8 protein-coding genes and 1 pseudogene are annotated in these 11,704 nt (G+C 51.3%); 8 read left to right on the top strand and 1 reads right to left on the bottom strand.

The window, feature by feature from the left end:
• Positions 1 to 150 precede the first annotated feature (150 nt).
• The 8 genes and pseudogenes from SH528x_RS00485 to SH528x_RS00450 all read left to right on the top strand — a co-directional run bounded on the left by SH528x_RS00485 (position 151) and on the right by SH528x_RS00450 (position 7,103).
• Positions 151 to 1,191: a CpaF family protein gene (locus tag SH528x_RS00485; RefSeq protein WP_442508573.1), complete on the top strand. Its 1,041-nt coding sequence runs from the start codon at positions 151 to 153 to the stop codon at positions 1,189 to 1,191.
• A gap of 83 nt (positions 1,192 to 1,274) precedes the next feature.
• On the top strand, positions 1,275 to 1,502 hold the full coding sequence (locus SH528x_RS00480) for a hypothetical protein (protein WP_442508572.1): 228 nt from the start codon (positions 1,275 to 1,277) through the stop codon (positions 1,500 to 1,502).
• A gap of 216 nt (positions 1,503 to 1,718) precedes the next feature.
• The gene (locus SH528x_RS00475; RefSeq protein ID WP_442508571.1) at positions 1,719 to 2,207 is read left to right on the top strand and encodes a prepilin peptidase; all 489 of its coding nucleotides are present in this window, start codon (positions 1,719 to 1,721) and stop codon (positions 2,205 to 2,207) included.
• Entirely contained in the window at positions 2,207 to 2,380 is a 174-nt protein-coding gene (locus SH528x_RS00470; protein WP_442508570.1) for a hypothetical protein, read from the top strand. Before SH528x_RS00475 ends, SH528x_RS00470 begins: the two co-directional genes overlap by 1 nt.
• Before the next feature lie 13 nt (positions 2,381 to 2,393).
• Entirely contained in the window at positions 2,394 to 3,047 is a 654-nt protein-coding gene (locus SH528x_RS00465; RefSeq protein WP_442508569.1) for a TadE/TadG family type IV pilus assembly protein, read from the top strand.
• Positions 3,048 to 3,073: 26 nt separating this feature from the next.
• Positions 3,074 to 4,645, top strand: coding sequence for a hypothetical protein (locus SH528x_RS00460; protein WP_442508568.1), 1,572 nt, complete (start codon positions 3,074 to 3,076; stop codon positions 4,643 to 4,645).
• Positions 4,646 to 4,696: 51 nt separating this feature from the next.
• Positions 4,697 to 5,458, top strand: coding sequence for a hypothetical protein (locus SH528x_RS00455; protein WP_442508567.1), 762 nt, complete (start codon positions 4,697 to 4,699; stop codon positions 5,456 to 5,458).
• A 301-nt stretch (positions 5,459 to 5,759) separates the two neighbouring features.
• Positions 5,760 to 7,103, top strand: a pseudogene (locus SH528x_RS00450) (ISL3 family transposase).
• Between the two features lie 814 nt (positions 7,104 to 7,917).
• Here SH528x_RS00450 and SH528x_RS00445 read toward each other — a convergent pair.
• Positions 7,918 to 11,418 carry a protein kinase domain-containing protein gene (locus SH528x_RS00445; RefSeq protein WP_442508566.1) on the bottom strand — a complete coding sequence of 1,167 codons (3,501 nt, stop codon included), beginning with the start codon at positions 11,416 to 11,418 and terminating at the stop codon, positions 7,918 to 7,920.
• Positions 11,419 to 11,704: the final 286 nt, after the last annotated feature.

Raw genomic sequence — 11,704 nt, 5'->3', positions numbered from 1 at the left:
TTGGAGATTCCCGAATAGAACGATAACGGACATGCAAAAACACAATTCCTGGCAGGTTAACTGTCTACTCTTCACGCCATTCGGGAACCTTCTTCGTAGCGAAACTCGCCAAGAGTTTCGGCAATGAAATTCAACACCAAGGCACTCCCAATGAACCACGAACAGCTTTACGAAACGACGCTCCAATATTTTTTGAGTCCGATTTGGGACTTGATGCTCGACGACTCCGTGACCGAAATCATGGTTAATGGCCCAGACAATATCTACGTTGAACGTGCAGGGCGAGTAACTCGGACAGACCGTCACTTCGGCACCGACGAATTCCTACTTGCAGCCGCTCGCAATCTAGCCGAGTACATCGGTCGCCCGATCGAAGGGGCTAGCTTGTCGATGGACGGTCGGCTTCCCAATGGATCACGTATTCACTTGATCTTGCCACCAATAAGCCGCGTCGGGATTTGTTTGACGATCCGCAAGTTCCGCGAAGCAGCCTTCACGTTGCCCGAACTGATCCAAATGGGGTCCGTCGTTCCCGAAGCGGCGGATCTATTGCGTAATGCGATCGCCGAGCACAAAAACATTGTGGTTGCTGGCGGCACAGGTACGGGAAAGACGTCGCTATTAAACGCTTTGTCTCGTGAAATCGACGAGCGTGAACGAATCGTTGTAATCGAAGAAAGCAGTGAGTTGAAATTGGTCCAGCCACATACGGTCTATCTCGAGGCTTTGGCAGCAGGGACCGAAGGTGCCGAGAAGGCGACGCTCCGCGAGCTGTTCGTCAATGCATTGCGGATGCGGCCCGACCGGATCTTGATCGGCGAGGTGCGGCGGGGCGAGGCACTGGAACTGATCCAGTCGATGCTGAGCGGGCATTCGGGTTCTCTATCGACGCTGCACGCTAGTTCTCCGGCGGCTGCGGCGACGCGGCTTGAGACGCTGTGCATGCTCAATGATGCACAGTTGCCCGTTTACGTCGCCAGGGCGCAAGTTGCCGCGGCGGTGGACCTTTTCGTTCAAGCGACACGCTTGCCATCGGGCGAGCGTTGTTTGACGGAAATTGCTGAGTTAATCGGCTTGGATGCACAGCAAAACTACGTCTGGAAAACGCTCTACAAGAAAAGTCAAGAAGAAATTTCAAAAACCGTGTCCTCGCTGTCCGAGCACGGGAATCTCATTGCACAGGCAGGATGAAACAACTGTCAAACACGAAAACGAGAAATCACGTTGATGACTCGAACACCACTTCAACTTTGTTTCAAAAAAGGTTTAGTAGCATGATCAATCGAATCAAGAGCGTCGCCGTCCGTTTCGCAAACGACGAACAAGGCATGGAAGCAGTCCAAATCATCATGACGATCGCAATCGCAGCCATGGTCTGCTTGGGAGTCTCAAAGATCTCGGGTGTTAACGCTAGCGGCGCTACGGATAGCGGATTGATGGGCAAGATTGGTGAGATCGGCGGCAAGTTCCTGGGTGATTCACTGAGCGGTTTGTTCAGCTAACCGCGGATTCATTTCTTCCAACGTTTGCTCTGCCAGTCGAAGGTGAGTCTGTTTCGACAGACTCACCTTTTTTTGGGCTCGTGCAGCTTAGTGCCATTACTCTTATCGTTCTTTTTTTCACACGAGGTAGTCATGTGTCTCCTGCCATCCGCAACAAGTCAAGTGTTGGCTTCGTTCTCATTTGATGTTTCGCAGCAGCTGGATGTTCATCAAACGATGGCGGGAACGATCAGTCTTGGGATACTTTTTGTTCTCGCGTTTACACTTGCGCGAGCGAGCATTACTGATCTTCAAACAGGACGTATTCCCAATCGTCTGTTACTTTGGGCATTCGCACTGGTGATGCCTTCGCTGATTTTAATGCATTCTGCTGACGGAGTTCCTTCCACACTTGTTGCAAACTTAACGGAATCGACGGTCGGCGGGATTGCCTTGTTCTTCGTAACATTCCTCATCTGGTTACTGGGCGGATTTGGGGGTGGCGATGTGAAGTTGCTTACCTTCATCGGGATGGTAGTCGGTGCGGAACGAGGGCTTGCAGTTCTGCTGCTTGCCCAGATCCTGGCTGCTGCTTTCATCGTCGCCCGGCGTGTTTTTGTGAGTCTGTGCAAGTCGGACGTTGTCGGTCAACCAGATCAGCCCGTGCCAATGGCTGGTTTCTTTTCAATCGCCGTCGTGGCGGTCTTGGTTGGAGGAACGATCTAATGATTCACAGAAACAAGCGAAGCCGATCACGCAAGGGAATCACTGCTGTCGAAATCCTGTTCATCTTTGCAACATTTGTCGTTGGGGCGATTGCAATGTTTAACGTCGGCAGACAAGTGATCGAAGTCTATTTCCAAGATGGCAACCAAGTCACCACTTCACCCTTGATTTAAGAAGACATTTGTCATGCAAGATTTCTTCAAAGCACTGCTAAGGCGATTTTGGTATGACGACCAAGGAGCGTCGTACTCGATCTCCGTTGTGTTGATGATCCCGATCCTGATTGGGGTCGTTTGCTTGTCAATTGAAACCGCTCTGTTGCTGATTTCCAAGCAGGCACTTAATACAGCGTCGCAATCTGCGATGCATGTTGCCCAAGCTTGGGTCGGTCATCAGGATTCGCTACATCAAAACGGTGAATCGCTCGAGACCGTCGTACACCAAGCCGTCGCACGAACGCTGGTTCCCTTCGCCAGTGCACGGGCTGACCAATCTCATGAGACTTCCGGTGATTTGCAATCGATTGTCACTGAACTTGGACTACCGAAAATCGCCAGCGATCGATTGAGTCAAAAGAATGCCAGCTTCGAAAAGATCACTCGTGTCATGTTAAGTCGAAGTGATCGCAGCACGCCTGGTTGGCTCGCGAGGATCGAGTTCGATGTCCCACTTTGGACACCCTTCGTATCCAAACTGTACCAAACCACTGTCAACGCCGATGGCCATCCTGCTCGAACGATCGCTACGGAAGTATGGATTCCAATGAGCCAGATCGATGCAGAGCGTACTGAAATCGGCATCCCGTATTCACCCAGGAAATCGGCCGATTGGCCGGAATAAGTGACGCAAGCCTAAGGAACTTCATCATGCCAATGAAAACAATTCAGAAACTGATCTCGGACGAACGCGGCCTACTCTCGGTTGCCAACGCGGTGATGATGCTATTCTTCAGTGCGGTATTGGTTTGTTTATTCAATGCGTGCTGTTCGATGTACGATCGAACCGAGTCTCAGCAACGTGCCGATGCGATTGCTCAATCGGTTGGCAATTGGAAGGCTCGCAATTTGAATGCGGTGACAGCTCTTCAACATTTGATGGGCGAACTACTAAGCATCGTGATCATTCATCATGCTGTCGGTGGCGAAGAACTTGATTCCGGAAGCATTGGTGACACCGAAGAAGCTGACCGGATGCTGCAGGCTGCCTACATGGGGGCACAGTCGTGTGAAAAAGGAACGCCTGCCTACAACGATGTCAAATCAAAGGTGTACGCAGGAGCGGCGCTGCTTGACGGACACTTAAAACTCAAGGAACTGCTCACACAAGTCTACGTAGCAAAGACGATCGCGATTGCGTTAAAAGCGTATCCACCAACGCGGCCAGCCGGTGAGGCACTGGAAACAGCCGCTCATCTGCTGGAGCTTGACATTCATCGCGAGTGGAAAGTGCTTGACCAACTCTATCAGGTTGCGAAATCACTGTCGCCGATCAAGAAGCAGATTCTCGAGACCTTTTTGCCGGGAGCGAAAGAACAACTCGACGCAATCGTCGCTGACTATCCGCGATCGCAAGCTGAGTTGGTCAATGACTTAGGTGAGCGATTTGGTGTAAAAGCGTCTGTGCTTCAGAGCGACCAACGGTTGCCCATCGTTGAAGACCCGCTGGCTCGGCTGCAACAAGTGCCGGACGGCTATGTTCGCCCAACCCATTGCGATTGCCCGTCGGTCCCGGCGGACAATATGCGGCATCAGATCGCCAAAGTCACCCAGCTTATGCGGGCAACGTTTCCATGGGTCAATTATCACCGTAAACCCATCGTCGATACCCTCAAAGCACTCGCTCCGCTATCGGAAATTGGCGATGCCTACTTCGACCACGCCGCTGGTTTCAGCAAACGATTTGGGGATGAATTGCAACGTGATGGCGAATTGGCACTTTATACACTTGACGACTACGACGGCCCGGACAAGGCAATGGAACCTTGGGCGAAAGCGGACGGATCGGGATACGCCGACAAGGCATTTGGAGTTTCGGTGCTGGTTGGTAGCGAAACGCGAACACCGGTTGGCGAGTTCTTTTTCCCAGCGACCGAAGGAGACTATACCTATCGCTTGGCCACGGCAATGGTGTGGAACCGTGACAAGCCAATCAAGCCGGTACATCCGATCGACTTGAACTGCAAACGGATCGTCCCGATTGTACAAGCGAAAACGGGATGGGATTTATTGGCGTGGAACGGTGATGTGGATGTCTCGGAATTGGTTGGAATCGGTATCCCAGATGTGTTCCCCGCGATCAAGTTGAAGTGGACTTCCAATTTGTCGCCAACGACCGCGGCCCGAATCAAGCAGTGGCAAAAACAGCTTCTTCCCGAGTGGGCAGACCGACTACCCGAAGTGCTGCCAACGCAGCTCGATAGCGACTTTATTGCCTTGTAGCAACAGTCACAACGACCTAAAGCAACTTTCTGAAATTAGGGAAAAACCAAGATGAAAACTCCGCATCGTTTATCAGTTCGCCACGGTGTCGCTCCGATCGAGTTCTTGATGTTCTTACCAGTGGTGATCGCGTTCGCCGCCATAACGATGTACATCATTCGAATTCATGAGGCCAAGCAGCGATCGACTCTGAACGCCGAGATTTCGGCAGTCGAAGAAGCTGTTATTGCAGCTCAAGAACAGAGGCTCGCCGAATTGCCGGGCTACAACGGCACCGATTCTCCGGACTTAGCCCAATTGGTATCAGCATTCCAGAAAGCACCGCTGAACATCAAAGACGGTATCGCTGCGGGCGAAAGCGAAGTCGATTCAGGCGAAGGGGTTTATGGTGGCATCGAGGCAGCCGGAGCAGCAAAAGCTAAAATCGAATTCCTCAGCCACTCGTGGGAATCCGACGTCCTGCCGTTCCCTACCACGCGAAACCAACAACCTCCGTTAACGCTCCCACAAAGCGTTCGTGGAATCGCAAGCAATCTGGTGGACGTGCAACAATTCGCCCAGCTCGCTTCACTCGGTGGCGGAATATCGGGTGGCTTTTCCGGTTCCACGGTAAGTTTGGCCCGCACTCAGCAGGCAGCGATTCAAACGGGCAAGCGTGAGTTTGAAAAACTGAACAAGTCGATCAGTCAAATGGAAAAGAAGCTAACGGAGTTGAAACGCGATCCAATCGCAAACGAGGCTGAAATTCGAGACACCGAGGCGAAGCTCCGCCGAGCCAGTTCGCAGCGAGATCGGCTCAAAGGCGTGCTGTAGCGGATTCGTTCTATGTCCGTTATCGCTGCGTTTAATACTATCTTGCGGTGATTTTACGTGGCTGTGGCTTCCAGCTGCAGTCCTTTTTCGACACAGTTGTCACGGGGCGCTGAATAGGGGATCTTCCGCACTTTTGGTGATGGCGATTTGACGCTAGAAATATGCGGTTCAGTTTGATTCACGCCTGGACTTTGCGACGCAGTTGCATAGCATTGCGACACCTTTGACCTTTCATTCGCCCCAAGACGGGCATCTACCGATTAGGGACGACGCGCACGCACACACTGTGATCGGAGTCCCAATGCGTTTTCAGGTCTTCTTGCCTGACGCCACGAGTCTCGGTATCGAAAACGTTAGCGTTGACGATGAGCTTGACGAAGTCACAGTCTCGGTCTTCAGTCGAATGGAGAGTGCGACTTGTCCAAGTTGTGGACGCGCCTCAACCCGAATTCACAGTCGCTATAATCGTCGGCTGTCGGATCTGCCGTGGCAGGGACTGAGCGTCGTTCTCATCTGGCGCAGCCGTAAATTCTTCTGTAGATTTGATGATTGCCAGCGAAGCATATTTGCGGAACGTTTGCCACAGGTTGCCAGACCGCACGGGCGAAGAACTGACCGTCTGAGCATTGCTATTCGGTGTATCGCGCTGGCGTGTGGTGGCGAAGGCGGTTCTCGATTGGCATCCAGACTTGGCATGGCGTTTAGTCCAGATCTGCTTTTTCGCGAAATTCGTCGCTCTTCAATTCCAGAATCGCATACTCCGCGTGTGCTCGGCGTGGATGACTGGGTGTTTCGGAAGGGACAACGTTACGGCACTGTACTGATTGACCTGGAAAAAAACCGCCCCATCGATTTGCTGCCTGACCGTGAGTCTGATTCGCTCAAGAGGTGGCTTCAAGATCACCCAGGAGTTGAAATCATCAGCCGTGATCGAGGCGATTGCTACATCAAAGGTTCTACCGAAGGCGCGCCGGAGGCAATCCAAGTTGCCGATCGCTTTCACTTAATGCAGAACCTTCGGGAGGCGTTGGCATGCGTGATTGAACGTCATTCCAAGCAAATTCGGACAATTGCCCAGCAGCAAATGGAATTCCTAGCCGACTCAAATGACGCATGCGAACACCTGGGAAGCGATAGTGTCGATAGCGACAAACCATTGGCCGATACAAACGCTCAAAGTGTGGCATCGCAAAATCGGCGTGAACGTTATTCAGACGTAATGACACTCCATCAGCAAGGAATCTCGCAACGTGCTCCAAAACAAATGTCATGGATGGTCTTCAAAGAGGATGGGAATCTCAGCGACGATGATCGATCGTTCAAGGCAATGGTTTTTGAGCAATGCCCAGAGGTTGCCGAAGGGTGGAGGATAGCGTCTGGATTCATCGCTCTTTTTAAAAGTAAAGTCGGCGAGGACATGTCAGCTTGGCTCGCTGGGGCGATTCACGAAACTGTCCCGAAAGAACTTCGAAATTTCGCCAAGGGCATTTTGCGAGACTCTTCGGCGATAGTCGCGGCGATAACGCTCCCCTAGAGCAATGGGCAAACCGAGGGCCAAGTCAACCGACTGAAGACCTTGAAGCGGCAGATGTACGGCCGCGGCTCTTTCGATCTACTCCGACTCCGTTTTCTATCGGCGGCATGACACGAAGAATGGCTCCTCTTGTTCAAGCAGCTTGCGGTGACTCCCATAGCTGAAGCCAATTTGCCGTGCCGACCAGCCCTGGGTGGTGGATTTATGTAGGCATCGCTCCGTGTCCAAAGGCCATCTCGGTCGATTTGCGCCAAAGGTGTACTCGGCCAGCGGCATTGCTTGCCGGTGGCATTTTCAATGAACTGATGCATAAGCGACTTTTTGGACACGGAGTCATGCCTCCAAAATCCACCATGCTGTACTCCGTCATGTTGATCCACGGACGGATTAGATTGCGTGGAAGCGTTTTCGAAGTCCGAATTCGGCGAGCGTTTAGCCATCACCAAAAGTGCGGAAGATCCCCTTTTCAGCGCCCCGTGACAATATTCTTTGGCCATAAGCTCCCCAAGATATTTGGGAAGAAACTTAATCCACTCGCTTTCGCTGGGGACGTAGCGACCATGTTGTGGGCAATCAAGGAAACGTACAAGAACCCACAGAATGCCGTGCGAATACTCGTTGCTGGTGCGGCACAAATGATTTTCGGGAAAGCAGGTGCGGCAGGCTTGAAGAACCTTAGACTAGGGACCAAAGCCTAAAAAGGTTCAGCACTTTTGATTGATGCAATGGGCTCCGCATCGAAGAATACGATGTATCCGGGGTCGGCAGCCGAGAACAATTAGTTGGGTGGTCCGAGACGATCATCTACAAACTTCGTGAAAGAACCTACCTTTACGGACCATTGTCTTCGATTCCCAATGGACTCGCGAGCGATTGGCATGTGCAGATTCGGCTGCCGTTATTCGTCGGTTTCGATGCTATTGTCTCACTTTTCCGGTGATGCTGACCATATGCTTACTCTCCCGGTGTCCGTCTCAGTGGCGAGCCGATGTGTAAGAGAGTCGAAAGCAATCGTTGCAGTGCTATTTGGATTGTAGCTAAATCGTAGAAGTTCACGCCCGCTTTCAAGATGCCACACTCGAAGTGTTCCGTCGCTGCCTTTTGACGCTATTCGATGACCATTGGGGCTAAATTTGACTTCGAAAACACTACCATCGTGTCCTTCTATTTTACGAAGCAATTCACCAGCCAATAGATCCCAAATTTCGATTATTGGCCCTGTGCCCACAGCCAATAATCTGTCATCAGGACTAAAGGCTGTGCAGCTACCGGTGAAGTTCCCGGACGCCTGTCGTTTGCCGAAAACGCGAACCAGTTGGCAAGTTTCCGTGCTATATAGCGAAACAGTGCCTTCAACTCCTCCATCACAAGCATATTGTTTGCCTGTTGAATTGAAGGCGATGCTATTGACAAACTTCTTATGTAACGTGTCTTTGTGGATCAGTTCCCAGGTTCGGGTGTCCCAAACGCTGAAGCTGCCAAGTGTATCTGCGACAAAAAGAAGCTCTCCGTTGCTGCTAAACGAAACGTTTTTAACTATTTGATTATGAATGTCTGAACTGAATATTCTCTTGCCTGACGAAACATCCCACACGGAAATCTGGCCATCTCCGCCTCCAGATAGCATTGATCCATCTGGGTGGAATGCTAGGCTCATCCAACCAGCAGCTCCGTAAATAAGTTTGCTGTCCGAAGCAACTTTTGCGTTGGCTTCAGGTTCGCTCAGGTCCCAGATTTTTACCGATGAGTCGGTTGCTGAGCCACCGGTTGCCAACAACTTTCCCTCATTCCCAAATGCGATGCTATGTATCCAGCGTGAACTCGCTTCGATGACTTGTGCAGCTTGGTCAATTAGCCGCCATTTCCGAATGGTTCCATCGCGACTTACCGATTCGACTAGCTTGTCGACTTCAATGAAGCACACGCTAACAATCTCGTCAACGTGGCCCCTGAATCGCAACTCTTCAATTCCCGAAATTGTATTCCATATGCGGACTGTTCGGTCTGCACTTCCACTCACGAGCTGCATTCCGTCGGAGCTAAAGGCAATGCAGCTAACCACGCCATCGTGTTGAAAACGCTTTAGTTCTTCGCCTGACTTGGCGTCCCAAAGGCGAATGGTGTGGTCGTAACTTGCAGTGGCAATTTGATTGCTCGCGGGATGGAATTTGAAATCTAGAATATCATCAGAATGACCATTCAGTTCAGCTAGGCGATCACCAGATTCCTTGTCCCAGATACGGAGGACGTGGTGACCGATGCCCTCAGAGGGGCCGGCGATAGTTCTCCTTGTCTTGCTATCTTGTTTAAATACCTTTTCCACGCTCCCGTCGTCGCGATCTAACCAAAACGCCCATGTCTCGGCGTTTTTAGCGACAAGCCGTCCGTCTTTTGAACTTCGCACATTGGTTATCATCTCGCTGATGTCGTAGCGAACGCAATCGCTCGACTTGAAGCCGAGCAGCTTTTCTCCAGAGATTGTCGACCAGACTTCGGAAAAATTGACTAAGGATGTGTTTGAATGCGAGTTCCATCCATAGCTGACCACGATGCGTTTACCGTCTGGACTGAAACTAATGCTCTTCACTTGTGTACCTTTGCTCTCGGCTTTTGCATCCAGTGGCATTGTCACCAGAAGGTCCCCAGTCGCTGAATCCCAAAGCCTAACAGTTCCATCGCGAGCCCCTGTCGCGAAGCGTTTGTGATCGGGATCGTTGGCGTGTGCTGTTAGCGCAGGAACGATTCGGATTTCCCTGTTAGTAGTTGCGATCAGCCGATTCCAATAGTGCCATTCAAAACCTCGAATGTCACTATCTTCGTAACGTTTGAGAATAGTTTTGATCTGATTAATGTTTGAATCGTTCCAATTTTGCTCAGCTATAAGCATGTCCGCCGAATATGCGTTCTGGTGCGAAACAACGAAGTTTGCCTTGGCTTCAGCTGCACGTGCTGTTGCTTCGGCAGCTTTTTGCTCTGCACGCAGTGCTTCTTTGTTGGCTCGCTCTGCATGTCTGTCTGACTCAGTACGCAGTCGTTTCTGTCCGATCGCTGCAAGCGGTCCCCCTACGCCAAGCGCAAAGGCGAGCAGTACAGCAAATAAAATTGCAGAGGCTGCGGCGGGCCTCCGCTTGCACCACCTGGCCATTCGCTCAGTTGCACCAATCGGACGAGCCAGGATTGGCCTTCCGTTGAGAAACCGTTCCAATTCATCTGAAAGCTCTGACGCATTTTGGTATCTCCTTTCTGCATCTTTTTCTAGGCATTTCAAGCAAATCGTTTCAAGGTCCAGCGGAATATTGCTGTCAAGCGTCCGCGGGGTGACGGGTTCGCTATCGGTGACTTGTTTCAACGTGTCAAGAAAGTTTGCCGCTTGAAATGGAGGACGTCCTGTAATCGTGCAGTACAGGATCGCGCCGAGTGAGTAGACGTCGGCAAGTGTGCCGATTTTATCGGTTTGACCGCGAGCTTGCTCCGGTGGCATGTAGCTTGGTGTACCCATCACCGCACCCGTACGAGTTAGATCGCTATCACCTTTGACCATTTTCGCCAACCCAAAGTCAGTAACTCTAGGTTCGCCGTTGCAGTCGACTAGCACATTGGCGGGTTTTAAGTCGCGGTGAATCACATCGCGTGAGTGCGCATATGCAACCGCGACCGCGATCTTACGACAGATATCAGCCGCGTCCCTTGCTGGCATCGGCCCCGCAGAGAGCTTGCTCTGTAAACTTGCCCCATCGATAAACCCCATAGAGAAATAGTGTTGGCCATCGTGCTCTCCAATTTCATAGATCGGCACGATGCCTGGATGATCAAGGTTTGCCGCAGATTCCGCTTCAGCTTGAAAACGTTGAACTAGTTCATCTCCTGCTAACTCGCCCGCAAGAATCATCTTGATGGCGACAATTCGATTGAGCTTGATTTGTCGAGCTTTGTAAACAACCCCCATTCCTCCACGGGCAATTTCTTGCAAAAGTTCGTACTCGCCGAAGTATAGGACTCGGACGCCACCATCCAAACTGTTCGCCGCCTCTTCCAAGCTAGTCCTAGATCCACTTTCCGCAGGCAATGTCTGCAGCGAGACCACCTGCCCGGAAAGGTTTCCGTCGGATGAGGACGACTGTTCAAAACTATCCTTCGGTTCCTCTGAAGGTTCTACCGACTTCCTCCGTATCTCGTGAAGTGCTTCTTTAATGGCGTCCCTGAAGCAAGGAAAGCGATCTTCGTAATCAGTCACTGCGGGTGGCGACGATTCATGCTGTCGCCACCGTAGTTCAATCTGCAACAACTCTCGAAGCAGTTTACTTTGGTCCTCCGCTCCGACTCGCTGAAGGAAGTCGTCAATGTTAGGCGGCGTACCAGTCATCCATGCTGACTCGAACTCATCGCAGAGAGAATAAATTCTCGATTCGTTGGAAGAGAAACTCATGGGAATTCACCAATTTCAAGATGCGTCGAGCCAACCGAGGATGACGGTTGCTCAACGAAATTGTCGCCGAATCGACGCGGCCGTAAACGACGTTCGATTAATCATACGGCTTTCTTTACTTTAACGCATTCTTGGGAATTCGTGAGCCATTGTCTAGTGACATGCACAAGCAATCGAAGGTGAATCCGATGTGGTTAGCAGCCTTGATGACGGTTACGCTCTGCATGGTCTATGTACTCGTCGTCACTGTACAATCGGTGCCGATCAAGCGAATTCTGCGTGGTTT

It is taken from the genome of Novipirellula methanifontis (assembly GCF_052161655.1).
Lineage (GTDB): Bacteria > Planctomycetota > Planctomycetia > Pirellulales > Pirellulaceae > Novipirellula.
The sequence above is the reverse complement of the archived record's forward strand: the minus strand, read 5'-3'. Positions and strand labels throughout refer to the sequence as shown.

Bases quoted from the DNA above. Each gene is read 5' to 3' on its own strand.
- SH528x_RS00485 (WP_442508573.1), top strand. From the start codon at position 151: ATGAACCACGAACAGCTTTACGAAACGACGCTCCAATATTTTTTGAGT.
- SH528x_RS00480 (WP_442508572.1), top strand. From the start codon at position 1,275: ATGATCAATCGAATCAAGAGCGTCGCCGTCCGTTTCGCAAACGACGAA.
- SH528x_RS00475 (WP_442508571.1), top strand. From the start codon at position 1,719: ATGGCGGGAACGATCAGTCTTGGGATACTTTTTGTTCTCGCGTTTACA.
- SH528x_RS00470 (WP_442508570.1), top strand. From the start codon at position 2,207: ATGATTCACAGAAACAAGCGAAGCCGATCACGCAAGGGAATCACTGCT.
- SH528x_RS00465 (WP_442508569.1), top strand. From the start codon at position 2,394: ATGCAAGATTTCTTCAAAGCACTGCTAAGGCGATTTTGGTATGACGAC.
- SH528x_RS00460 (WP_442508568.1), top strand. From the start codon at position 3,074: ATGCCAATGAAAACAATTCAGAAACTGATCTCGGACGAACGCGGCCTA.
- SH528x_RS00455 (WP_442508567.1), top strand. From the start codon at position 4,697: ATGAAAACTCCGCATCGTTTATCAGTTCGCCACGGTGTCGCTCCGATC.
- SH528x_RS00445 (WP_442508566.1), bottom strand. From the start codon at position 11,418: ATGAGTTTCTCTTCCAACGAATCGAGAATTTATTCTCTCTGCGATGAG.